At 46.1% G+C, this 22,687-nt stretch carries 24 protein-coding genes and 1 tRNA gene; 12 read left to right on the top strand and 13 right to left on the bottom strand.

Annotated features, from left to right (window positions below; all coding sequences use genetic code 11):
• The first annotated feature begins 53 nt into the window (after positions 1 to 53).
• Entirely contained in the window at positions 54 to 839 is a 786-nt protein-coding gene (locus QUA24_RS17445; protein WP_333230934.1) for an ABC transporter ATP-binding protein, read from the top strand.
• A gap of 320 nt (positions 840 to 1,159) precedes the next feature.
• The gene (locus tag QUA24_RS17440; RefSeq protein ID WP_333230933.1) at positions 1,160 to 2,068 is read left to right on the top strand and encodes an ABC transporter substrate-binding protein; all 909 of its coding nucleotides are present in this window, start codon (positions 1,160 to 1,162) and stop codon (positions 2,066 to 2,068) included.
• Between the two features lie 152 nt (positions 2,069 to 2,220).
• Here QUA24_RS17440 and QUA24_RS17435 read toward each other — a convergent pair whose 3' ends face one another.
• Positions 2,221 to 2,583 carry a hypothetical protein gene (locus QUA24_RS17435; RefSeq protein ID WP_333164076.1) on the bottom strand — a complete coding sequence of 121 codons (363 nt, stop codon included), beginning with the start codon at positions 2,581 to 2,583 and terminating at the stop codon, positions 2,221 to 2,223.
• Between the two features lie 325 nt (positions 2,584 to 2,908).
• Here QUA24_RS17435 and QUA24_RS17430 point away from each other — a divergent pair, with 325 nt between their 5' ends.
• The 3 genes from QUA24_RS17430 to QUA24_RS17420 all read left to right on the top strand — a co-directional run bounded on the left by QUA24_RS17430 (position 2,909) and on the right by QUA24_RS17420 (position 5,368).
• Positions 2,909 to 3,640 (top strand): response regulator, encoded by a 732-nt coding sequence (locus QUA24_RS17430; protein ID WP_333230932.1) that lies wholly within the window; start codon positions 2,909 to 2,911, stop codon positions 3,638 to 3,640.
• A 6-nt stretch (positions 3,641 to 3,646) separates the two neighbouring features.
• The gene (locus QUA24_RS17425; RefSeq protein ID WP_333230931.1) at positions 3,647 to 4,246 is read left to right on the top strand and encodes an adenylate/guanylate cyclase domain-containing protein; all 600 of its coding nucleotides are present in this window, start codon (positions 3,647 to 3,649) and stop codon (positions 4,244 to 4,246) included.
• A gap of 186 nt (positions 4,247 to 4,432) precedes the next feature.
• On the top strand, positions 4,433 to 5,368 hold the full coding sequence (locus tag QUA24_RS17420) for a fused MFS/spermidine synthase (RefSeq protein ID WP_333230930.1): 936 nt from the start codon (positions 4,433 to 4,435) through the stop codon (positions 5,366 to 5,368).
• Positions 5,369 to 5,674: 306 nt separating this feature from the next.
• Here QUA24_RS17420 and ccmS read toward each other — a convergent pair whose 3' ends face one another.
• The 7 genes from ccmS to QUA24_RS17385 all read right to left on the bottom strand — a co-directional run bounded on the left by ccmS (position 5,675) and on the right by QUA24_RS17385 (position 12,036).
• The gene (ccmS, locus tag QUA24_RS17415) at positions 5,675 to 6,106 is read right to left on the bottom strand and encodes a beta-carboxysome assembly chaperone CcmS (RefSeq protein ID WP_333230929.1); all 432 of its coding nucleotides are present in this window, start codon (positions 6,104 to 6,106) and stop codon (positions 5,675 to 5,677) included.
• A gap of 155 nt (positions 6,107 to 6,261) precedes the next feature.
• Positions 6,262 to 8,058 carry an ABC transporter ATP-binding protein gene (locus QUA24_RS17410; protein WP_333230928.1) on the bottom strand — a complete coding sequence of 599 codons (1,797 nt, stop codon included), beginning with the start codon at positions 8,056 to 8,058 and terminating at the stop codon, positions 6,262 to 6,264.
• A gap of 100 nt (positions 8,059 to 8,158) precedes the next feature.
• Positions 8,159 to 8,299: an RtcB family protein gene (locus tag QUA24_RS17405; protein WP_333230953.1), complete on the bottom strand. Its 141-nt coding sequence runs from the start codon at positions 8,297 to 8,299 to the stop codon at positions 8,159 to 8,161.
• Between the two features lie 228 nt (positions 8,300 to 8,527).
• The gene (locus tag QUA24_RS17400; RefSeq protein WP_333230927.1) at positions 8,528 to 8,677 is read right to left on the bottom strand and encodes a hypothetical protein; all 150 of its coding nucleotides are present in this window, start codon (positions 8,675 to 8,677) and stop codon (positions 8,528 to 8,530) included.
• Positions 8,678 to 8,941: 264 nt separating this feature from the next.
• On the bottom strand, positions 8,942 to 9,085 hold the full coding sequence (locus QUA24_RS17395) for a hypothetical protein (RefSeq protein ID WP_333230926.1): 144 nt from the start codon (positions 9,083 to 9,085) through the stop codon (positions 8,942 to 8,944).
• Positions 9,086 to 9,293: 208 nt separating this feature from the next.
• Positions 9,294 to 11,129, bottom strand: coding sequence for an APC family permease (locus QUA24_RS17390; protein WP_333230925.1), 1,836 nt, complete (start codon positions 11,127 to 11,129; stop codon positions 9,294 to 9,296).
• Positions 11,130 to 11,196: 67 nt separating this feature from the next.
• Positions 11,197 to 12,036: a prephenate/arogenate dehydrogenase gene (locus tag QUA24_RS17385; RefSeq protein ID WP_333230924.1), complete on the bottom strand. Its 840-nt coding sequence runs from the start codon at positions 12,034 to 12,036 to the stop codon at positions 11,197 to 11,199.
• A gap of 38 nt (positions 12,037 to 12,074) precedes the next feature.
• Between QUA24_RS17385 and QUA24_RS17380 the strand changes: the two genes are divergently transcribed.
• The 6 genes from QUA24_RS17380 (at position 12,075) to QUA24_RS17355 (ending at position 18,911) form a co-directional block, all read left to right on the top strand.
• Positions 12,075 to 13,637, top strand: a complete 1,563-nt coding sequence (locus QUA24_RS17380) for a pentapeptide repeat-containing protein (RefSeq protein WP_333210419.1) — start codon at positions 12,075 to 12,077, stop codon at positions 13,635 to 13,637.
• 96 nt (positions 13,638 to 13,733) lie between these two features.
• Entirely contained in the window at positions 13,734 to 15,296 is a 1,563-nt protein-coding gene (locus QUA24_RS17375; protein WP_333230923.1) for a pentapeptide repeat-containing protein, read from the top strand.
• Between the two features lie 79 nt (positions 15,297 to 15,375).
• Positions 15,376 to 16,905 (top strand): pentapeptide repeat-containing protein, encoded by a 1,530-nt coding sequence (locus tag QUA24_RS17370; RefSeq protein ID WP_333230922.1) that lies wholly within the window; start codon positions 15,376 to 15,378, stop codon positions 16,903 to 16,905.
• A 22-nt stretch (positions 16,906 to 16,927) separates the two neighbouring features.
• A complete protein-coding gene (locus QUA24_RS17365; protein ID WP_333230921.1) occupies positions 16,928 to 18,436 on the top strand; it encodes a helicase C-terminal domain-containing protein in 1,509 nt (502 codons plus the stop codon).
• Between the two features lie 65 nt (positions 18,437 to 18,501).
• On the top strand, positions 18,502 to 18,714 hold the full coding sequence (locus QUA24_RS17360) for a DUF2839 domain-containing protein (RefSeq protein ID WP_333230920.1): 213 nt from the start codon (positions 18,502 to 18,504) through the stop codon (positions 18,712 to 18,714).
• A gap of 125 nt (positions 18,715 to 18,839) precedes the next feature.
• Positions 18,840 to 18,911, top strand: a tRNA-Val gene (locus QUA24_RS17355).
• A 91-nt stretch (positions 18,912 to 19,002) separates the two neighbouring features.
• Here QUA24_RS17355 and QUA24_RS17350 read toward each other — a convergent pair.
• From QUA24_RS17350 to QUA24_RS17330, 5 genes are all read right to left on the bottom strand, one after another.
• The gene (locus tag QUA24_RS17350) at positions 19,003 to 19,209 is read right to left on the bottom strand and encodes a type II toxin-antitoxin system HicB family antitoxin (protein ID WP_333230919.1); all 207 of its coding nucleotides are present in this window, start codon (positions 19,207 to 19,209) and stop codon (positions 19,003 to 19,005) included.
• Positions 19,209 to 19,406: a type II toxin-antitoxin system HicA family toxin gene (locus QUA24_RS17345; protein WP_265237275.1), complete on the bottom strand. Its 198-nt coding sequence runs from the start codon at positions 19,404 to 19,406 to the stop codon at positions 19,209 to 19,211. The genes QUA24_RS17350 and QUA24_RS17345 overlap by 1 nt, the downstream gene beginning before the upstream one ends.
• A gap of 226 nt (positions 19,407 to 19,632) precedes the next feature.
• Complete coding sequence (locus QUA24_RS17340) at positions 19,633 to 20,916, bottom strand: glycosyltransferase (protein WP_333230918.1); 1,284 nt, start codon at positions 20,914 to 20,916, stop codon at positions 19,633 to 19,635.
• Positions 20,917 to 21,010: 94 nt separating this feature from the next.
• On the bottom strand, positions 21,011 to 21,328 hold the full coding sequence (locus QUA24_RS17335; RefSeq protein ID WP_333230952.1) for a type I restriction-modification enzyme R subunit C-terminal domain-containing protein: 318 nt from the start codon (positions 21,326 to 21,328) through the stop codon (positions 21,011 to 21,013).
• A gap of 9 nt (positions 21,329 to 21,337) precedes the next feature.
• Positions 21,338 to 21,547 carry a hypothetical protein gene (locus QUA24_RS17330; protein ID WP_333230917.1) on the bottom strand — a complete coding sequence of 70 codons (210 nt, stop codon included), beginning with the start codon at positions 21,545 to 21,547 and terminating at the stop codon, positions 21,338 to 21,340.
• Between the two features lie 67 nt (positions 21,548 to 21,614).
• Between QUA24_RS17330 and QUA24_RS17325 the strand changes: the two genes are divergently transcribed.
• A complete protein-coding gene (locus QUA24_RS17325; RefSeq protein WP_333230916.1) occupies positions 21,615 to 22,556 on the top strand; it encodes a DNA polymerase beta superfamily protein in 942 nt (313 codons plus the stop codon).
• The last annotated feature ends 131 nt before the right edge of the window (positions 22,557 to 22,687 follow it).

The raw sequence follows: 22,687 nt of genomic DNA, 5'->3' as shown, positions 1-22,687 counted from the left end.
AACCAATGCCCAATGCCCCATGCCCCATGCCCAATTACCAATTACCAAATATAATGTCTTTAGAAATTCAAAATTTAACTGGTGGTTACGGCGAAGTTGCGATCGCCCACAACATCACTTTATCTTTACAACCTGGTGAGTGGTTGAGTCTCATCGGTGCCAACGGTTCTGGTAAGTCTACTTTTTTGAAGTTAGTTAGCCGCATCCTAACTCCGCAGCAAGGAAGTGTGTTGCTTGATGGCAAGGCAATTCATACTCAACCTGCTGCTGTTGTCGCTCAAAAATTAGCGATTTTGCCGCAGCAGCAAACAGTACCCGAAGGTTTGACGGTAAGGCAATTAGTTAGTTTGGGGCGTTCTCCTCATCAGGGTTGGTGGCAGTGGGAATTGAGCAAGGAAGATGCAGAAAAGGTGGAAATTGCGATCGCTCAAACTGGGATTGAGGAATTTCGCGATCGCCCTGTAGAACAACTCTCAGGAGGCGAACGCCAGCGCGCTTTCCTCGCGTTAGCTTTGGCTCAAAATCCGCAAGTTTTGCTATTAGATGAACCTACTACTTATTTAGATATTTGCTATCAGTTGCAATTGTTAGAGTTGCTTAAAAAACTAAATTTAAAACACAAATTGACGATTATTACGGTGCTGCATGAAATTAACTTAGCTGCTAGGTACAGTTCGCGGATTGCTATGTTAGATAAAGGAGAACTTTTTTGTGTAGGAACTCCCGCAGAAGTTTTAACTCCTGATAATTTAGCTCAGATTTTTGGCGTCGAAGCTATTATTTTAGAAACTTCTGTCGGCTTGCAGATTTGTGCGATCGCTCCCACTCTTCATACTTAATTTTTTTATGTCAAGTATAACCTTTCCCTCGCACTAAGTTCTCAATTTTTTCATAATTATTTATATTAACTTATTGCCACAATCCGCTGTTCTATCTGAGTGGCAAAGGCTTTAAGCTATTGCCTACTCTTGATTCCAAAGGATATAATAAAACTTAAGAGATACTTAAAAAAGCCGCATTCAGGCAATAAATGCGGTTTTTTATACAAAATCTACCGTAAAGTATTGATATTTAAATCATTAAGCGCTAAAGTGCGATCGAACTTCCCGTCAATTCTGTCTCAACCTGGTCTAAACTCGCTGTAACTCCCGCCTAAACTATGTACAAAACTTTTTTTTCTCGTATCGCTATCCTGTTGCTGAGTTTAGCATTTACCGCTTGCTCCGCCGCCACTTCACCCCAAATTCAGCCATCAACTCCTGCTGGTTCGCCGCCAGTTAATCAACCGCAAACCACTAACAGCGAAGCAGCACAAAAAGTTGTAGCTTTAACACCTTTAACCGCCGATATTATCCATCAACTCGACTCAACCAAACTTGTAGGAATTCCCGGCAGCAAATTAGTCAGCAGCAACCCCAAATTTACAGGGATTACCGCAGTCACTGCCGAACGCACCCCTCCTAATTTGGAAAAAATCATCGCATTGAAACCGGATTTGGTGGTAGGTGCGTCGGGGTTTCACGACCAAACAATGCAAAAATTGCAGCAGCTTGGAATTAAAACTTTACTCACTCAAGTTGATAGCTGGAAATCCCTAGAAGAGTTAACAACAACTTTAGCTAAATCCCTCAATACAAATCCCGAACCTCTGTTAAAACGCTACCAAACATTTTTAGCAGACATCCCAAATCAAAGCCCCGCTACTTTAGTATTGGTAAGCAGACAACCGATTTTATCGCCGAATCAAAGCAGTTGGGCTGGAGATTTGCTGGGTAAGTTTAACGTGAAAAATGTCGCAGCCCAATTGCAAGGAGATAGCCCCGTGCGAGGCTACGTAACGCTTTCAGCGGAAAAGGTTTTAGAGGCTAATCCCGAAGTAATCATTGTAGTCGATCGGGGAGAAGGAATTTTAGACCAATTTAAATCTGATTCATTTTGGAATCAACTAACGGCCACAAAAAATAATCGAGTTTACGTTTTTGACTACTACGGATTGGTCAACCCAGGTAGTATCGAAAAAATTGAGCAAGCAACTGCTCAACTTAAACAAGTTCTAGCTAAAAAGTAGAGGCCCGGTTTTGAGAGATAAAAAAACTCTATAAATCATGGAACAAATTGGCTACAATTTCTCTAAAAGTGAGAAAGCTAAAGGCATTCCAAAGCCCGCAGCGATCGGAAACCAGATTTTTGAGACTGACTCCCAATGGTGTCTGATCGCCCTCAAGAAGCTAGATCCAGAGGTGGCAAACCGCGCAACTGTCGCAGCGAGTTGATACACATCTGACAGTCGCAGCCAAACAGGGCCACAGCCGCATCGCTTTCTTCTTCCGAAAAATCCAGCATCGCCACCTGCTGATCATCAGGCCGCTGCCAACTGATTTTTACTTTAGAATTAGCAGCAGCTTTGGCGGGGAGGCGCACGCAAGTCAGACGCTGACTGTGGGGCGATCGCACGCAGCGGGGCGAATCAGCCGATTGGCTTGGTGTTTCACCAATTTGAGCGGGATTTGCGATCGCGCTCAAAGACATCACAGATCCAAACAGCGTGGGGCTTACCAATAAAGTGAGGAGTAATCTATTCATTTGTCGTCTTTAAGAACTTTAATGTATACAGTAACCGATTATCTGTTGCAATTCAACAAGGTTTTCGTCCGACATCAGTAAGATTTGGCGTTATGAAGGCTTAAAAGTCGAATATTTGTCGCCCAAATATCTAATAATTTTTCGGGTATTAGCAACAAGCATTTTCTGATAAGTATCACCTTTGCTTCCCAGTTTAAGATTTGTTGCAATTTTAGTAAGTTTAGCTTGCCAGTGATAACAAACTCTTCCAATGTGGGTAAACTGATTTCAGCAAGGGTTACTCGAAGCAGCGAACAAGTTTACCTCAGAAACCAGGTGGGGAGTGATGAGTACAGTTTTAGTGGTGGAAGATTCCCGCAGCCAGCGGGAGTGCATTTCACATCAGTTGAGATGCAGCGGATTGAATGTAATTCAGGCATCGGACGGTGTGGAAGCGCTGGATAAAATTGAGAAAAATTGCCCCGATTTAGTATTATTAGATGTCATAATGCCCCGTCTAGACGGCTACGGGGTTTGTCGTTTAATTAAAGCTAATCCCGAAACTCGGAACATACCAGTGGTATTTTTAACAGGCAAGGGACAGCAGTTAGCTTTATTTGCGAGGTTCCAGGGCGATCGCGCCGAGGCTTATGTTAGCAAACCTTGGCAGCCGAGGGAACTTTTGGCAACGATCAAAAAAGTTTTGCTCAATGCCAATATTAAGTTCGATCGAGCTTCAGCCGACGCTTGGACAGAATACGGAATTTTAAACTTAAGTACAGTCGAACTGTATCAAAGCCATGCCGATGCTTGGACAAAGTACAGTTCCCAAATTATTAAATTGTACGATTCCAGCTTAGCAGCTTTCGAGCAAGCTTTGGCAATTGAACCGAGTCACTCGAATGCAAACAAGTATCGAAACCGAGTCCAGGCAATCCGGGCAATTTTGATGAAAAAATTAGAGCAAACTAAACCTTGCAAAGTCTGCGATTATTATTACTGTAAGGATGGCATCAATTGTGCGGTACATCCGGCTGGCCGCCCTCAAGAACTGTGTCGCGATTGGGAATTTAATTAAACCAAAATGAAAACAAATAACCGCGCTAACTTGGAAAAATTGCTGCAAGAAAGAAACGAACATCCCGAAAGAATAGCTGAAATTGATGCGAAAATTAATGAAACTTTTCGCCAAAATTACGCAATTTTAGTAATGGATATGTCGGGATTTTCGCGTACGACAGTCCGCTACGGAATTATTCATTTTTTGGCAATGATTCACCGGATGCACGGAATTGTCAAACCGATAATTTCAGAATGCAGGGGCACTGTAGTTAAGGAGGAAGCAGACAATATTTTTGCAGTGTTTCCCGATGTAAAATCGGCGGTGGAAGCTGCGATCGACTCTTTGAAACAAACGGCGGCTGTCAACACGACACTACCGCCGGATATGGATATTTACCTCTGCATTGGTATTGGCTGTGGCGATGTTTTGATGCTGGAAGGAGAAGATATGTACGGATCGGAATTTAATCTGGCATCAAAGCTGGGAGAGGATTTGGCGGAACGCGGAGAGATTTTGCTCACCTCAGCAGCCTTTGAAAAGTTGGAAGGTGACAAGGAAGGCTGGGAAAAAGTGGAACTTTCGGTTTCAGGTTTGGAGTTGGTGGCGTACAAGCGGCTGTAATCGGCTGAATTTCTGTTGTGTTCTCGTTTTTTGCCCGGCTGGAAAATGAGAACATGACTTGCGCCAGCCTTCACTAGAAACCCGGTTTCTTCGCAGATATCGGGCGACTCAGCCATTTTGGTAGAAACCGCGTTGATGAGGCTATATTCTTAGACAATATCAAATTTAACTAAAATTTATAGTCAGATGATTGAGGAACACAAAACTTGGCAATCTATTAATTTATCCGCTATTGGACAGCGGTTGGCTTGGCTGCAACAACAGCCAGACAAAGTTATTTTTTGCAAAGAGTCTGGTGTTCACTATGTTGCAGTCACAAAAGAGCGATCGCACATTAAGCTATCTTTAGTAGAAAAAGTAAATCGGCAAACAGATTTACTGCAATCTATTTTCGATCTCAACAATCCTTTACATCTAGTGTCTGAATATACTCAGGCGATGATGTTGGGTTTAGTGTGGCAAAGCCAACCTCAAAGAATCTATATGGCTGGATTTGGCGGCGGCAGAATTCCCTTAGTTTTGCACCACTATTTCCCGGAAACTGTTATAGAATGTACGGATGTCGATCCGATCGCGATCGAAGCAGCTACACAGTGTTTTGGGGTAAAATTCGACGATCGGCTGACGGTAACAATTCAAGACGGCAGAGAGTATTTAGAGCAGCAAAAATCAGATGCTCAGTACGATATCATCATGATCGACGTAGCTTTTGGCAACGGCTACTTTCCGCACCGCCTATCCACCAAAGAATTTTATCAAATCTGCGAAAAACACTTGTCAAGCGAGGGAGTTGTCGTAGCAAATCTGCTGCACAGAGATCAGTTTTATGCCGAAAAAATCACAACTTTTCAAAGTGTGTTTTCTCAGGTGTGCCTGTGTGTTTGCCAGGAAAGTAATAGCATTTTGATTGGTAGCAACAGCCAGATTTTGGAGAAAGATGAGATTGTAGCTAGGGCCAAATATTTGCAAGATGGCTATCAATTTTCCTTTCCATTAACAGACAGGGCGCTTGAGGTAAAAGTAGGTAGGGAATTGGCGGAGGCTGTACCTACTTTAGACAAAGCTCAAATTTTTCATGACGATGCCCCGCCCGCTGGTTATTTTGATTGCTGGTTATTCTGATATCTATAATAAGTCCCGGTTTACTCTTTGTGGAACAGGCATCTTGCCTGTTACTGATACAATGTTGAGATAACCCAAGGATTGAAAGAGACTGCGGGATAAAATTGCTCTCAGAGTGCGATCGGATATAACCATCGACAATAGGGCAACGCAGGACACGGCATTGCCATTTCCCTACCTCAAGATAATCAATCTTCCTCGATAAGAGATATAACCATCGCCCGATTAATTTTCGGGAAACCTCACCGCGTCGTCTCCTGACTGTAGGAAGTATCAATTCCGATACCACGGGATTTGATATAACTCCTATTTCATACATTCAACCATCTGCTGTTCTAGCTTAGCCAACAATGTATCCACATCGGTCGCAGCTTCCTCAAAACAAACAGGAGGTTCAGGCTTAGGTTCAAAAAAAATTAACTTAATTTGACCTTCCCCGATCGCCAAAATCGCCACTTCTGTCTCAGGTTTATGAGCATTTAATACACCTACAACTTCCTGAATATGACTTTTTACTTGACGGTTCAACTCCTCAACCGCCTCTTTCTTACAATACACAAAACGCGCAGTTTCTGCAATATCAATTGCCAAAATCTCCTCGCTTTCTTCTCCCCTTTCTAGAAATAGCCCCCAAGCCAAAGCAGCCAATTCATGTTGATTAGCTTTCACGAATTTATCTAATTTGCGGCTCCAGCTATTTTCGTTGGGTTTGGACTCAGGGCTATCAAATAGAAACATTTTCTCTTCTTGTTTGTATAAGCTAATATTTTACAGTCAGCAGTCAGTAGTCAGTTGGCAGTTGGCAGTTGACTGGTGTCATTAGTTACCCAGGCCCAATGCCCCATCCCTAATTACAAATTAGCAATTCCCAATTATCCAAAAGCGCTGCGTTTCTATCTTATACCAGATTGCACGCGCCAGAGTGCCGCATAAATTCCGTCCTGTTCGATCAGTTGTTCGTGCTGCCCCGATTCTACCACTAGCCCTTCTTCCATGACACAAATGCAATCGGCATTGCGGACAGTAGAAAGACGGTGGGCGATCGCAATTGTAGTGCGATTTTTGGTAATTCGTTCGAGCGATCGCTGAATTGCCGCCTCCGTCTCGTTATCCACCGCTGAAGTAGCTTCGTCAAGAATCAAAATCGGCGGATTCTTCAAAACAGCCCTCGCAATTGCAATTCGCTGCCGCTGACCCCCCGACAATTTTTGACCGCGTTCCCCTACAATAGTGTTGTAACCGTCCGGCAATTGTACGATAAACTCGTGAGCCTCCGCAATTTTCGCAGCATTTACTATCTCTCGATTGTTAGCCTCAAAACTGCCGTAAGCAATATTTTCTGCCACCGTACCGTGAAACAAAAACACATCTTGACTCACCAATCCTATCGCTCTCCGCAAATCTTTTAAATTCAGGTTATTTAATTCTATACCGTCGAGATAAATGTTGCCATGCTGTACCTCGTACAGCCTCAATATTAGCTTCACCAGCGTACTTTTTCCCGAACCAGTAGCGCCAACAATCGCAGTAGTTTTGCCCGCCGGCAGAGTCAAGGAAAAATACTGTAAAATCGGCTTTCTTTGATTGTAAGAAAAAGTTACATTTTTAAATTCCAACTCACCCTTAATCGAACTAACCGGCCGCCGAATATCACCCGTGCGAATTGCGATCGGAGTATCCAACAAATTCATCACCCGATTAGTCGAAGCCATGGCGCGCTGGTATTGATCCAGAGTATCTCCTAGGCGAGTCAGAGGCCACAGCAACCGCTGGGTCAAAAACACCAAAACGCTGTAAGTTCCCACCGACAACCGGCCCGCCACCACCTCCAAACCGCCCAGAAATAGTGTTGCAATAAACCCCAAGAAAATCACAACCCGAATCAGCGGAATAAAAGCTGCCGAAAGTACGATCGCCCGTCGGTTGCTTTCGCGGTAAGCTTGACTTTGTGCTTCGATGCGCTGAATTTCATAATCTTCGGAAGTAAAACTTTTAATAGTAGTAATTCCCATCAAATTATTCGACAGTTGCCCGTTCAGAAAACTCACCTTTTCCCGCACATCAGCATAGAGAGGAGCGAGGCGATTTTGAAAGGCGATCGAACCCCAAATAATAAAGGGGATCGGCAGCATTGACAGCCCAGCCACACCAGGAGATGCAGCAAAAAAAGCCGCGCCAATCACAACAACAGTTGTCATTACCTGAATTACTTCATTAGCGCCGTCGTCCAAAAAACGTTCTAGTTGATTGATATCATCGTTGAGAATAGAAATCAAACCACCAGTGCTGCGCTCTTCAAAATAAGCTAATTCTAATTCCTGCAAATGGCTGTAAGCTTCCAGACGCAAATCATGTTCAATATCCTGAGCCAAATTGCGCCACAAATAATCATAAGCATATTCAAAAATAGATTCCAACGTCCAAACAATCGCGCTCAAAAGAGTGATAATTGCCAGTTGCCAAAAGACATCTTTTATGCCCCACTGAGCGAGGATAGAATCTTGCTGTTTCACCACCACATCAACGGCAATACCTATTAATGCTGGCGGCGCTAAATCAAAGAATTTATTCAGCAGCGAACAGATACTTGCCAGCCAAGCTTTCAGGCGGTAGCGGCGCCCGTACTTCAGCAGCCGCTTTAGGGGATGGACAGGTTTTGATGGATTTGGTGATGCTTGAGAATCAGTCATAGGGCATGGGGCATCGGAAAAGGGGCCGAGAATTAGAAATTAGTAGGGTGATCCGCGCACCTTACCCTTGTTTAATTTTTAATTCTCAAATGCCCCGTTCCTAGGCTTTAAACGTTAACACTCGCTTTATTTTAGCGACTACACCAACTATTTGCGTCTCAACCTGAACGTCAATTACTGGTTGAATTGGCTTGTAAGCGGTTGGTGCTTCTTCGATTTTGCGTTCTTCGCGCCCGGTAATGCAATCTACGCCGGTTAATCCCTAAGCGGAGTCAGTTTTGTTAGCACCCCCGCGACTCAGATCGATTTTTGCGATCGCGCCCTTCCTGCACCGTGAGAAGCCGCCAAAATCGATCGTTCCCCTTCCCAACCAGCAAATAAGACGGCGCGGCCATCGAACCCGAATTACAGGCTGGCCCGAATGTGCGGGACAAGCGCCTTTGCCAGTTACCCAGCCGACACCTTCAGCTCAAGTGATATTGTCAGGCAAATCGTATACTAGGAGAGCTTCGACATCCCCGAAAACTTGCCGCCAACGCCAGCGCAGAAGTTCTGCTAGCAGCAAACGCTTGATAAAACCGTAGTTAGCGGCTGTTGCTTCCGCTGGCAAATATCTCACAAGTTCGGGATTTGCTGCGACAGACAGCGGGGAAAGCCTGGATTCAGGCTGTTTCAGAGTTTTTGGCTAGGCCTGGCAAGCTCGATCGCGCCACATTCGGCGAACCCGAGTAAATCATGAAGCGGAACCAATGGCCACCGGAATCACCATTCCTGCTGTTTCGACGATGCAATCGCCAATCCCGCATCCCCTGGATAAAAGTCAGGAGTAGCGCCAGCGCGACAAACGCAACCACTTTGAGGGTGACGAAATTCGCCAAACTTGCTAACTGTTTGAGCGCTTTGCTTCCACAGGAAAATCCTCTGGGAGCAAAACTTCTGCTGTTGGAGCATCGGCATCTTGCCAGTTTTCTTTCAGAGAACTATTGAGTTCTCTTGTGGCACTGGCATCTTGCCAGTTTTCTTTCAAAGAACTTATGTCAACCCTTTTCTTGAATTTTTAATAAATATATATGATTTACCAAGCGGTGTCAGAAACCCGGTTTATGCCTCGAAAAATCGCATCCAAACCAACGATTTTGCGAAGAAACCGGGTTTCTTTTGCCAGCGCGTCCGACCGCATTCCAATTTTCATTGCGAGGAAGTAGGGGCAATCGCCGACGGTTGCCTCTCCCTACTTAAAGAAAATATCTAACCGTTGTTACAACCCGACTTCTTTTAGCCCGCAAAGCCGCTTTTAAAAAGAAAGCAGTTTGATTGTGCAGCAGTCCCTCCCACCAATTTCTGGTCACAAAAGCCGGAATGATCAGCGTTAAATAAACTCCCGGTCGCTGCTCTTCAAACAAAGTCAAAAAGTGTGTCAAAGCCGAAGCAACAGAACGGTAAGGCGAGTCCAGAATTTCCAAAGGAATATCAGACTGCAAATCTTTCCAAGCTAATTGTAATTTTTCTCGATCTGTCAAACCAATATCTACGTGAACTGCCACAACTTCATCAGCAATTAAACGAGCGTAATCAAGGGCCTCGAAAGTTCCCCGGTGCAACTGCCCGACTAACACCACTGCCGGATGTGTCACCGTCTTAACTTTAGGTCTGCGAAGATAAGACCTCGGTTCTATTCCCTGAATGCTCAACCGAGCAGCGACATACCGATAGTGTCGGTGAATAGCTAAAAATAGACTGACTACGATCGGGATAGTTACTACGACAACCCAAGCTCCCAAAAGGAATTTTGTAGCGAGAATTACAGCCAAAACTCCCGTTGTTGCCACTGCACCAATACCGTTCATCACAGCACTAACTTGCCAACCTTTACCTCGTTCCTTAAACCAGTGAATTACCATTCCCGATTGGGAGAGAGTAAAAGAAGTGAAAACCCCAACCGCATACAGAGGAAGCACCGCGCTCGTATTGCCTCGAAAGATGATAATTAAAAGAGCAGCGCAGAAGCTGAGCAGATTAATGCCATTAGAATAAACCAGTCGATCGCCCAACAGCGACAACTGCCTGGGCAAGAACCCGTCCCGCGACAAAAAATAACAAAGTCGCGGAAAATCAGCATAACTCGTATTCGCCGCCAACAGCAAAATTAACAGAGTTGCTGCCTGCAAATAGTAATAAAATATACCGACACCAAAAATCTGTTTTCCCAATACAGAAAGGAGCGTTTCATGTTCTGTAGGAATCACCTGATAAATATGAGCCAAGTAACTAATCCCCAAAAACATCGCTCCCAGAATTCCCCCCATATAGCTCAAAGTCAGGCGCGCATTTTTCCATTCAGGAGGCTTAAAAGCCAACACCCCGTCTGATATGGCTTCAACTCCTGTCAGGGCAGTACAGCCCGCCGCAAAAGCGCGCGCGAGCAGAAATAACCCCAAAGGTTCCTTAGCGGGAATATTTTGTAATGTCGGCATAACATTACCTGTTGCCTGTTGAAATAAGCCGCAGCCAATTAAAACAAAAATCCCAACGAGAAACGCATAGGTGGGAACCATAAATATATTGCCAGATTCCCGCAATCCCCTGAGATTGGCAAACATGATTAGGACAATAAAAACTAAGCACAGTTCAACTGTGTAGGGGTGCAGCGAGGGAACTGCTGAAGTCAAGGCCGCAACGCCAGCCGAAATACTGACTGTTACAGTTAAAATGTAATCAATCATCAGCGAAGCTGCTGCGATTAAACCAGGATAAATACCCAAATTTTCTCGCGCTACAATGTAAGCGCCACCGCCGTTGGGGTACGCTTTAATTGTCTGTCGGTAAGACAGCGCCACGATCGCCAACAGTAAAATAATAATTCCAGAAATAGGCAGCGATAAACTCAAACTACTACTCCCCGCTAGTAACAGTACCAGCAGAGTTTCTTGAGTAGCGTAGGCAACAGACGAAAGTGCATCGGAAGCCAGAACAGCTAGTCCTGTAGCGTTGCTCAGCCGTTCATGAATAGATGCACTGGTGGGGAGAGATTCACCCAGTAAAAATCGCTTGACCCGAGAATAAGTGTACATTGAAACTAAATATATAGGCGTCCACAAATCATAATCGAGACGGGAACCGTTTTCAGTAATTTTTGGCTCACAATTTGTAATTCTGTCTTGCTTGTTGAGTCAGTTTCAGCTTGTGTTCGAGAGCTTGCCAATTTTCGGCTGCAATATCGCTGATGAACTCGTTGAGACTGTCGCGGTAAATAGAGAGCGATCGCAATAATTCCTCTCGATTGTACTTTGCCACCATGACTCCCAGCTCGGGATTGCCGCCCCCAACGCGGCTCGTATCCCGAAAACCCGAACTCGCCAAATGTTGGGCTAAATTAACAATATCCCGATCGCCCTCTCGATCGCAGGCAGCAACCAGCGTCGCGCTCGCCATGAGCGGCAAATGAGAAATCCAAGCCACAGCTCGATCGTGTTCTTCCGGCTCACATCGGTAAACTTTAGCACCCAGCAACCGCGCAATTTCCTCAACCTTATCCACCGCAAGCGTCGGCGTCTGGGCAGTCGGCGTCACCACGTAAGGCCGGCCCACAAACAAATCCGGTATCGCCGCCTCAATCCCGCTTTCAGCAGTCCCCGCCATCGGGTGTCCCCCTACAAAATTCGGCCACAGAGGAGACACAGCCTGCACTATGGGTGTTTTTACGGAACCGACATCGGTTACAATAGTATCAGGGGAAAGATAGGGCACCAACTCTCGGACGATCGACTCGATCGACCCCAGTGGCGTGCAAATAAAAACCACATCCGCTGCTGCCATCAGAGACAGGTTTATGCTGGCTTCATTGACAACACCGCGAGCTTGCGCCCGATCGCAAGTCTGCTGCCGACTCGAAACCCCAAAAACATTAAACCCGCGCGATCGCAAATCCAGCCCGATCGAGCCGCCAATTAAACCCAGTCCTACAATACCGATATTCATAGCAATAAAATGGGGATATTTGATACGGTGCCGCCCCCATGACAGTCGAGGAACTCCTGAAAAAATATGCCGCCGGAGAAAGAAACTTTGCCGGAATCAACCTGACTGAGGCCAACCTCAGCGGCGTCAACTTGAGCGGAGCCAACCTCAAGGGTGCGAATCTGAGTGTAGCAAACCTAAGCGGAGCAAACCTCAGCAAAACAAACCTCACAGGTGCAAAACTCAACATTGCCAGACTCAGTGGCGCCCATCTAGGCGGCGCCGACCTCACCGACGCCGACCTCAACGTCGCTTACCTAGTGCGAGTTGACCTCAAAAAAGCCATACTCATCGGAGCGAAACTGATCAGAGCCGAGCTCATTCGAGCCGAACTCAGCGGCGCAAACCTCAGCGGCGCAAACCTCAGCGGCGCCACCCTTACCGAAGCCACCCTTCGAGGAGCCAACCTCGCTCAAGCCAACCTTCGAGGCGCTCACCTCAGCGGCGCGTGCTTGACAGAAGCCAACCTCGAACAAGCCAACCTGCAAGGAGCCGACCTTAGCCGAGCCGACCTCAGCGGCGCCGACTTGCGAGGCACAGAACTGAGACAAGCCAACCTCACTCAAGCCGTACTCAGCGGCGCCGACCTCAGCGGCGTCAATTTGCGCTGGGCCATTCTCAGCGGCTGCAATCTCCGTTGGGCCGACCTCAGCGAGGCCAAATTGAGCGGTGCCGACCTCAGCCGAGCCGACCTCTGCCACGCTAACTTGCTGAATGCCAGCTTAGTTCACGCCGACCTGACAAATGCCTATCTGATCCGCGCCGACTGGATTGGAGCCGACTTAACCGGAGCCACCTTAACCGGAGCCAAACTTCACGCAGTTTCGCGGCTCGGCATCAAAACCGAAGGCATGACCTGCAAGTGGGTTGATCTCAGCCCCAACGGCGACCACAGCCAAATTTACTGGTTGAACTCGGGAGGAACCCAGGAATTTTTTCATGAAACCTTGCCCACAGTTCGGATTGTAATTGACTCGCCCTTAGATCAAGGCGCTCATTTTGCATTAGCTGCAACTTATTACCAAATTGCCCAACAATACCCAAGTTTAAGTCAGCCTCCCACGATCGAAGTCAGCTCCAGGCGCACCGTACTCGCGTTTAAAATGGACAGCGACGATAAATTATTTGCCACCGCTTACGTTGCCATCATTCCTTTTAACGACGCTGCCATAACTCAAAAAAACCTAATAGCTTTGATGAAAATGATTCAATCGCACGATGCAGGCAAACTTAACGTCAAAGAATCTAAACACGTTCAGTTATGCAGCAAAGCTCTCAACCAAGCTATCAGCAAAGTAGACCAAATCAAAATTTCCAGTTCTTTTCCAAAAATCGGTGAAAGCATCAATTTCTTTCAAATTCCAACACAGATGAGCTTAATTAATTCCCGCGATCAAAGACTCAGCGTATATCACCACCCTGCCTTCGGCAAACGCCTGATTAAAAAATACGAGCAAAGTAACTCACCATCGGGTAAGTTAGCCGAAAGCACAAAATTGGCTCAAGCTAATATCACTAGCATTTTGGATTTTATAAAAGGCTTCCACAATATAGATGTCTAGGCATATTGCATCAAGTTACAAAAAATGCTTATTCTAGTTTAAAGGTTGGGACAATAAAGCTTTGTTCTAGCTAAGACATCAGGGAAATTGAAAAGCATGGATGCCGAAGAACTCATCACCAAATATGCAGCAGGAGAAAGAGATTTTACTGCCATCCTCCTTTGCGAGGCAAATCTCAGCAGGATCGATCTCAGCGGGGCTAATTTCAGTGAGGCAATCTTGAGCCTCACCAACATGAGCGGCACCAATTTGTCAAACGCCAACATGAGAAAAGCCAAACTTAATGTTGCCAGACTCAGCGGTACTAATCTCCACAAAGCCAACCTCAGCGGCGCTATCCTCAACGTGGCCAACTTGATTAGAGCCGACCTCAGCGAAGCCCAACTCGTTGAAGCTACACTGATCAGATCCGAACTGATTCGAGCAAACCTTAGCAGTGCTAACTTGACCGGTGCAAATCTCAGCGAAGCAGATTTGAGAGAAGCAACCCTCAGAGAAGCCAATCTAGAGCAAGCCGACCTCAGCGGGGCTCACCTGAGAGGCGCTTTTCTAACAGCGGCCAACTTGGAACGGGCCAACTTGCACAGAGCCGATCTCAGCAGGGCAGACTTGCGAGGAGTCAACCTCTGCAATGCCGAACTCAGACAAGCTAATCTGTCTCAGGCAAACCTTAGCGGCGCTGACTTGCGAGGCGCTAATCTCCGGTGGGCTGACCTCAGCGGGGCGAACCTGACCGGTGCTGACTTGGATGAAGCGAGATTGAGCGGGGCCAACTTGTACGGGGCAAATTTGAGCAATGTCAATCTGTTGAACGCTACTCTGGTACACGCGGATTTGACCCAAGCGAATTTGATTCACGCTGATTGGGTGGGTGCAGATTTGACGGGGGCGGCTCTGACGGGGGCAAAAATTTACGCTGTGTCTAGGTTTGATGTGAAAGCAGATGACATTACCTGCGATTGGGTTGACCTCAGTCCTAACGGCGATCGCAGCCACATTCAGCGCTTTACCCCAGAAGAATCTCAAAGGTTTTTCAATGCTACACCGCCGACAGTTCAAATTATTGTCGATCGACCCCTCGACCCCGATGCTAACTTTGTCCTGGCAGCTACCTACCGCCAAATAGCCCGTCAATACCCTGCTTTGAATCATCCTCCCAGTATCGAAGTTAATTCCAGACGCACAATCATATCATTTAAAATAGAGCAGGACGAGCAACTATTTCCCACAGCTTTCGTTGCGATTGTTCCCTTTAGTGATGCAGCATTTACTCAGAAAAATTTGATTACTTTGATCAAGATGATTCAACCCCAAAGTGGTAATAACCTGGGCGTCCGAGTTTCAAATATGGTAGTGCAATTAAACGTAGCCCTGACCAAAACAATGAGAAAAATAGGGGAAATGAAAATTCAGCCGATTCGCCTCGATCGCGAACCGATGTCAAGTTTTTTCCAATCACCTACCCAAACTGTACTCGCTAACTCAAGCGCCGAAACTTTGATGATTCACTATCACCCAGATTTTGGCAGAAACTTGACAAATTTACCTGGAGTCAACAAAACATCTATCAGTCCTGCAATTAAAGCCCAAAGATTTACCACCCCGCCGCTAAATACGGTCATTGAGTTTGTCAAAAGCTTTTATCAGCTCGGTGAGTAAATACTATAAATGAATTTGATATTATTTATATTTATGCCATATAAAAGTTAGCCGATCGCCATTTTATTCAGGTAAACAAATGGAAGCTGAAGAACTACTCAAACGATTTGCAATCGTCAAAAGATATACTGAAGGCGACAGAGATTTCACAGGAATCAACCTGAATGAAGCTAATCTCAGCCGCATCAATCTCAGCCAATCAATTTTAAAGGGGGCTAGCTTATTTGTTACCAACCTCAGCGGTGCTAACTTGAGCGAAGTTAACTTGAGCGAAGCGAACCTGAATGTGGCTAGACTCAGCAGTACCAACCTGTCGCGGGCAATCTTAAACGGGGCTACTCTCAACGTAGCAAACTTAGTGAGAGCCGATTTAAGTGCAGCTCAATTAATCAGAGCGTCCCTAATTAGAAGCGAATTAGTCCGCTGCGAACTCAGCAAAACTAACTTCAGCGGCGCTAACCTGACTGAAGCAGATTTAAGAGAGGTAAAACTGACGGAAACTAACCTGTCCGGTGCTAACCTGTCCGGTGCAAATCTCAGAGGTGCCTCGGCTGTTTCAGCTAACTTTCAAGAAGCTAACTTACACGGCGCAGATTTGACGAAAGCAGAACTTAGCGGCGCCAATTTTAACAATGCCGATATGAGACAAGCTTCATTGCAACAGGTGAATCTCAGCAGTGCCAATTTGAGCGGAGCTAACCTCAAATGGGCTGATTTGACGGGAGCTAACCTCAACGGCGCGGATCTGAGCTTTGCTAAATTGAGCGGAGCTAACCTTAACGGAGCAGATTTAAGAAATACTAATTTAGGAAGTGCTAGTTTCGTTCACGCTGATTTGACAGAAACAAATTTGATTAATGCCGATTGGGTGGGCGCTGATTTAAGGGGAGCAACTTTAACAGGAGCAAAATTGTATTTGGTTCCTCGGTGTGGCATCATTGCAGATGATATTACTTGCCAATGGGTTGACCTCAGTCCCGCAGGCGATCGCACTCAGATTCAACAATTTAATTCGCCGTCAGAATCGATAAAATTTTTAAATCACACGCCTGGGTTAGTGCAAATTGTAGTTGACTCACTTTTAGACTACTCAGCAAACAGCACTTTAGCAACAGCTTACAGCGAAATAGCTCGGCATTACCGGGCCATGATTTTTCCTCCTAATATTGAAGTCGGCTACCGCCGCACAACTCTAACTTTTAGATTTGAGAGCGATGAGCATTTATTGCCAGCAGCTTTTTTAGCGATTATTCCTTTTAAAGATGCTGTACTAACTCAGAGAAATATTATAGTTATTGGCAAAAATATCGAAAATCAAAATTTGGAGAATAAACGAATATTGCAGTTGCGTAAAGCATTGAGTACAGCTACAAATAAATTAAATGAATTGATAAATTTGGTCTCTAATATATCACGGGTTAGTCAGCCAACAAAGTTTTTTGAGTCACCGACCCAAACTATTTTAATTAGTTCGGGACAGGAGAGTTTGATGGTGAATTCTCACGGGAATTTTGGGAAGGGAGGTGCAACTCATCAGGAGAGTAAATTCAGTTTGCCTCTCGGTCAAAAAGTAGTTGATTTTCTGGCCAGTTTTGATTATGTTGAGTGAGAAATGTCAATTTTAAAACCGATTGATTGAGGTAGAAGTCCACAACTCATTGCTCCGCTTCCTGCGATCAAACTCCGAGCCGCACTGGCCCCACCATTTAACGATGGCGCGGCTCGTGGCGCGGGCATTGCGCTTGGGGCGCAGCGCTCTGATCCAAACGGGGCTTCCGGCTGGAGCTTACCGACAGCGGTATCGAGTCAGCTATTTGATGCCGATTTTGATGTGGCCGGAACCTGTGATTTTAGTGGCGCCGACACGGCTGATCGAGCATTTGAGAGGAGTGGAAATTCCACGTTTGCAAGAGTGGCTGCAAACTGATAAGTCGATCGAGACTTATTCCGATAATGCCACTGGACAAGGATTGATGCTAGTAGATCCGCAGCCTTGGCTGGCGGCTCGCTTGGCGGGGAATTCGCCACTTCCGAGCAATATTCCGACAATTATCGACGGTGTGGATGACTTGGAAGTTTGGACGCGCCAGCAATTGACGGCGTGTTTGCAACCTGCTGACTGGAATGATTTAATGCAATCTCAGCCTTTGGAAGCCGATGCAATCCTCCAAGGGCGGGTACTGCTAACGCGGGCTTTCTTTCAGCATCCGGCGAAACCAGAGGAGTGCTATTTGCTGGAAACGGCAGAGCAAAATATTTTGCAGGGGCTGTTTGAAAGGATCGAGCCGAATTCGCTGATTCCGGCTGCTTGGAGCAATTTTTGGCAGCGGTGGGAAGCAAACGGAAAACTGCGGTGGGCGGAAATTCATCGGGAGGCTGGCTCATTTTCTCTGTTCTGCGCGCCGGTGCAGGTGGCTGAGGTTTTGAGCAAAATTTGGGATTATCAGCCTGTGGTGTTGATTGGGGGGGCGGTGGATGTGGAACCGAAGGCTCCGATCTTCCGGCAAATGCTGGGACTGCCAGAATTGACGAGCGTTAAGTTTTCGCCCGATCGACAAAGCGAATTAATTCAACTGTACATTCCCAACTGGCTGCCGCTGCCAAATACGCCGGAATTTCAGGGAGTTTTAATGGAAGAAATTCGGACTTTGCTGTTGATGAGCGCGTCGGTGGCGGGGTTAACGGTGCTGATTGTGGGTGATGTACCGCTGAGGGCTCGGCTGGCGGCGATTTTGGCTTCTGAGTTCGGTTCTCGGGTGCAGGTTGAAAAAACAGATGTCGGCGAGAATGCGATTTTGGTGACGGGGTGGGAGTTTTGGCGGGAACATCAGGGGGAATTGAGGGCGCCTCACTTGCTGGCGATCGCAACTTTGCCGCTACCTTCTTTGGAGAATCCTTTGGTGACGGCGCGTGTGGCTTATTATAAGGAACGGCGCAAGGATTGGTTTCGGTTGTATTTGCTGCCGGCGGCGCTGAATGAATTGCAACGGGCGATCGCGCCGGTGCGAGAACGTCAAGGGGTGGTGGCGATTTTCGACAGCAGGGTGATTCACCGCAGTTATGGACAGCAGGTTTTAGCGGCTTTGAGTCCTTTTGCGAGGATTGATTATTTGGATACGACTTGGCTGACGCAGGCTTGAGATGACCTGTTGGCCTATAATTTGGTTAGGTATCCAGTTGAAATCTAATTTAGTAGACAAAGATTATGGGTGAAGCTAAGCGTCGCAAAGAGTCGATCGGCGACGAATACGGTAAAGAAGAACGCATCCTTCCCTGGCTGCCAATCACGAAAACCCAAAGCGAAGATTTTGTGAAGTGGACAAGTCGCGGAAGCTGGATGGGGATTAGTCTTTTGGTTGCTTGGTGGATTGTAGTGCGGTTTGTCGGCCCGTCGGCGGGTTGGTGGCAGGTTAACTGATGCCAGACTCGACAAATGCCTGTATTCTTGGCATTGTGTCGAGTTCAACTCGGAAACAAGCGGCTGATTTTTTAGGAAAATTTTAGTTGCGAATTCGGATTGCGTATGGTATATTAGTTATCTGCGGGCAATTAGCACAGTGGTAGCGCACTTCCTTCACACGGAAGGGGTCACAGGTTCAAATCCTGTATTGCCCATCGAATTTATTTTCTGATTCCTCTTATTTCTTAGTCCTCCTCTGCTGGGACGAAATTTTGTGTAGCCGCAGTTTCAACCGCCCTCAGCTTCTTAAGCTTCAACATATTCGCAAATAGAGACAGGTTCGGGAATCGGAAAAGCATCCTCTTGTAGTCCTTCAATATGAAATGCGATCGCCTCTTTAATTAAATTTCTCACCTCTTCTAAACTTTCAGCCACAGCTACACATCCAGGTAAATCGGGAACATAAGCACCGTAGCTAGTTTCACCTTTTTCAATTACAACAACATAACGCATTAATCTTCCTCCTCTTCTAGTTGAGCTTGCCGCCAAACACTTTTAAGCGTACCAATTGGCATATCAACGCCTAAATTACCTGACACCGTGACAGTCCCAGCCTTTTCTGGGTGTTTAAATTGACGATGACTGCCCTTTGTTCTAGCTAAATACCAACCATCATCTTCTAACATTTTAATAACTTCTCTAACTTTCATTTTTCATCTATAAAACTCATCAACTCCCGCACTTCTATCCCCATAATATGCTCTAACTTCAGCAACCTCTCCATTGTAACCTGCGCCGCTGATAAAAAATCTCATCCTGCTTTGGCTTCCAGAGTCCCGACGATCGTAATCTCTCCCAAATTGGGTCAACTGGCGATCGCAGTTCAGGGTCAGTGAGCATCTATCAATTCTCAAAGTGATGGCTAATAAAACCTATTTATTGCAGGCTTTGAGCTAAAACAGGCTTCCGCGTCGATACAACTTGTTCGATAATATCGGCAGCTCGACTCACTCCACCAGCACGAGCGATCGCCTCTTGTAACCTAACCGCATTTTTTTTGTAAGAATCTTCTGTCAGCACCTTTCCGATAGCAGATAGTAGCCTGGGAACACTCAATTTGTTCAGAGGAACAACTTCACCTGCTCCTGTCCAAGCGATCCGTGCTGCTACTCCTGGTTGGTCATTAGCAACCGGAATTGCAACCATTGGCACTCCACTCTTCAGGCATTCCATCGTGGTATTCATTCCTGCATGAGTAACCATCAAGGTAGCTTTTGTGAGTATTTCCAATTGAGGTGCATACCTAACAACCAGAGGATTTCCGGCCAATTGTGGTAGGGATTCTGGGCTAGCTGAACCCCCAAGAGAAATCACCAACTGGGCATCTAATCCCTCACAAGCTAACGCAATATCCTGAAAAACCCCAATCAGGCGATTTTGCAATGTTCCCATCGAAGCATAAATTAATGGTTTCCCCGTCAACTTTTCATAGGGAAAAGAAACAGGTTCTCGGCTGGCTGACGAATGGTAGGAACCCGTGAAATGGAACCACGGAGGCAACTCCTGCCGAGGAAATTCAAACTCAAAAGGTGCTTGACTTAGTTGAGCCAGTTGAGAGTAGGGATCATTAGGGTGACTGTGCGGAGGCAGGTTCCATTCTTGGCGATACTCAGCAATTACATCTCTAATTGGCTTCGCGACACGATTAAGTAACAGATAACCCATTTGGTTGCGTAAACGCGCCCACCAAGCTGGGCTATATTCCCAGAGGGTGTTGAAAGGAGGAACGCTAGGGTCTCGATTCAGCACCACGGCACTGCACACAGTTACGAAAGGAATGTCTAGAAAATCGGCAACAGTTCCTCCTTCTACTGAGCCTTGGTTGACTAGCAAGGCTTCTACACCAGATGCTTTGAGTGATGCTGGAGCATCCCGGAGCATAACAGCGGCTCCCTCCTTAAGTAGATTAATCGTATATTGCAATGCAGCTAATCCGCTGAGTTTCCCCAATTGTGTAAAGGATGCTGCCATCGCTCCAGTTGGAAACTCCTCATTGCCAACAGCCTGGAATTCTAATCCGGCTGCCAATGTTTTAGATTGAGTATCGAGTATTCCAAACAGAGTGACGCGATGACCACGCCTTTGAAGTTCCTGCCCTAAAGGCAGCATAGTGTTGAGGGGACCAGTAGAACCAGGACAGATGATGCCAAAATGAGTCATATTAATTCTGTAGGAGTGAAAGAGCTTTTAATAATTTAATTTTCTATGTTTTTCTTTTAAGAATTTTGTCTAGATTATAGGGAGTATCTAGTGTTTAAGCCACCAACTGTGCGACAAATTCAATTAAATCATCCACTTCCTCCTCAGTAAACCACCTTTCTACCGCATCCTCTCCAAATCTGTCTAACGGTGCCTCATACAAATCCGGGACTTCCAACCGCCGCTTCTTCAAAAACACATTCTGCACGGCCCTTAAAAACTGAATCTGATTGGAGTTAAACTGCCGTTGGGCAATAAAATCCTCAAAATTCCGCCTTACCACCTCTTGATAATCCGGCAATGCCTCAATCTCGAACAACTCTCGCAGAAACGATAATAAACTATTCACCTTCAGATTAAACGCCTTGCGAATATTCGACTTCTACAACTGCACGTTTCCCCCATGCAACTCTTGCCTCAGTGTACGCTCTAACGCCACCTGTTGCAAGTCCGTCACCGCTTCCCCATTGCGAATTGCTGCAATTGTCGGGTGAGTCTCGACAATTTCCAACACCTTTTCCTTAAGCCGCTGGCGGTGTTCCTCCTCGATCGTTAGACAATGTTCAACAAGGCCAAATCCGCGATCGCCCAAAACGCCACTTCGTACTACACATATGCTACACTAGCATTGTAGCTCGTGCCCCGCAGGAGGTTTCCTCATGGCAAATGCCAATCTTCCTCAAAATTTCAACTTAATCATCCCCGCAGGAACCCAAATTGTCACCAAAATCGAGGTCAAAAATCCCGCCGGCGACCAATCTTGGAAACCGGGATTAGTAGGTGTCATCGTTCAATCGCCTACGGATAATTCCCACGCATATTTAGTCAAATTCCCAGACGGAACACAAGTTAGTCTGCGGCGGCACGAACTCAGTATCCGCAAGCAGTTTCAGAGCGAAGGATTGCAGTCAGGAGGAGATTTTCTTGCAGAATACAACCTCTATGATTCTGTAATTTACCGCTGCATTCTTGGTTCGAGAGCCTACGGTCTTGATAACGAGCAATCCGATACAGACAGACGCGGGATTTACCTGCCGCCCGCAATACTTCATTGGTCGCTTTACGGCATTCCAGAACAATTGGAAAACAAGGAAAATCAGGAATGCTATTGGGAACTGCAAAAGTTTCTAGTTTTGGCACTAAAAGCTAATCCAAATGTGCTAGAATGTTTGTACACGCCTTTAGTAGAAACTGTTTCTCCTGTAGCACAAGAATTGCTCGAAATTCGGGAAATCTTTCTTTCTCAATTGGTTTATCAAACTTACAATAGCTACGTTTTGTCTCAATTTAAAAAAATGGAGCAAGACCTCCGCAATACCGGGGAAATTCGTTGGAAGCACGCGATGCACTTAATTCGCTTGTTGCTGTCAGGAATTACGGTGCTCAAGGAGGGGTTTGTACCTGTTCGGGTGCAGGATTATCGATCGCAACTTTTATCTATCCGCAACCAAGAAATATCCTGGGATGAGGTGAATCGCTGGCGGTTGAGCTTGCACGGTGAGTTCGATCGCGCTTTTGCTGCAACTAAATTGCCAGAACGTCCTAATTACGAGAAAGCGAATCTGTTTTTGATTGAAGCGCGTAGAGGTGCGATCGGCTAAAAGGGGCGGGTTTACGAGATCGTTAATTTGAGACATATATTGTTGGTGAACCCGCCCCTTGTATCTTAAAAGAGTTGGTGTAGCGATCGTACCGTCAAGCAGGCGATCGCTCCGTCAAGCAGGCAATCGTA

Source organism: Microcoleus sp. Pol12B5, assembly GCF_036701335.1.
Lineage (GTDB): Bacteria > Cyanobacteriota > Cyanobacteriia > Cyanobacteriales > Microcoleaceae > Microcoleus.
This window is presented reverse-complemented; position numbering and strand designations above follow the sequence as displayed.

What these genes read in the sequence shown, in the direction of transcription:
- QUA24_RS17350 (WP_333230919.1), bottom strand. Translation starts at nt 19,209, where the DNA reads ATGCGTTATGTTGTTGTAATTGAAAAAGGTGAAACTAGCTACGGTGCT.
- QUA24_RS17375 (WP_333230923.1), top strand. Translation starts at nt 13,734, where the DNA reads ATGGATGCCGAAGAACTCATCACCAAATATGCAGCAGGAGAAAGAGAT.
- QUA24_RS17370 (WP_333230922.1), top strand. Translation starts at nt 15,376, where the DNA reads ATGGAAGCTGAAGAACTACTCAAACGATTTGCAATCGTCAAAAGATAT.
- QUA24_RS17445 (WP_333230934.1), top strand. Translation starts at nt 54, where the DNA reads ATGTCTTTAGAAATTCAAAATTTAACTGGTGGTTACGGCGAAGTTGCG.
- QUA24_RS17430 (WP_333230932.1), top strand. Translation starts at nt 2,909, where the DNA reads ATGAGTACAGTTTTAGTGGTGGAAGATTCCCGCAGCCAGCGGGAGTGC.
- QUA24_RS17435 (WP_333164076.1), bottom strand. Translation starts at nt 2,583, where the DNA reads ATGAATAGATTACTCCTCACTTTATTGGTAAGCCCCACGCTGTTTGGA.
- QUA24_RS17410 (WP_333230928.1), bottom strand. Translation starts at nt 8,058, where the DNA reads ATGACTGATTCTCAAGCATCACCAAATCCATCAAAACCTGTCCATCCC.
- QUA24_RS17380 (WP_333210419.1), top strand. Translation starts at nt 12,075, where the DNA reads ATGACAGTCGAGGAACTCCTGAAAAAATATGCCGCCGGAGAAAGAAAC.
- QUA24_RS17390 (WP_333230925.1), bottom strand. Translation starts at nt 11,129, where the DNA reads ATGTACACTTATTCTCGGGTCAAGCGATTTTTACTGGGTGAATCTCTC.
- QUA24_RS17385 (WP_333230924.1), bottom strand. Translation starts at nt 12,036, where the DNA reads ATGAATATCGGTATTGTAGGACTGGGTTTAATTGGCGGCTCGATCGGG.
- ccmS (WP_333230929.1), bottom strand. Translation starts at nt 6,106, where the DNA reads ATGTTTCTATTTGATAGCCCTGAGTCCAAACCCAACGAAAATAGCTGG.
- QUA24_RS17420 (WP_333230930.1), top strand. Translation starts at nt 4,433, where the DNA reads ATGATTGAGGAACACAAAACTTGGCAATCTATTAATTTATCCGCTATT.
- QUA24_RS17440 (WP_333230933.1), top strand. Translation starts at nt 1,160, where the DNA reads ATGTACAAAACTTTTTTTTCTCGTATCGCTATCCTGTTGCTGAGTTTA.
- QUA24_RS17345 (WP_265237275.1), bottom strand. Translation starts at nt 19,406, where the DNA reads ATGAAAGTTAGAGAAGTTATTAAAATGTTAGAAGATGATGGTTGGTAT.
- QUA24_RS17425 (WP_333230931.1), top strand. Translation starts at nt 3,647, where the DNA reads ATGAAAACAAATAACCGCGCTAACTTGGAAAAATTGCTGCAAGAAAGA.
- QUA24_RS17325 (WP_333230916.1), top strand. Translation starts at nt 21,615, where the DNA reads ATGGCAAATGCCAATCTTCCTCAAAATTTCAACTTAATCATCCCCGCA.
- QUA24_RS17340 (WP_333230918.1), bottom strand. Translation starts at nt 20,916, where the DNA reads ATGACTCATTTTGGCATCATCTGTCCTGGTTCTACTGGTCCCCTCAAC.
- QUA24_RS17360 (WP_333230920.1), top strand. Translation starts at nt 18,502, where the DNA reads ATGGGTGAAGCTAAGCGTCGCAAAGAGTCGATCGGCGACGAATACGGT.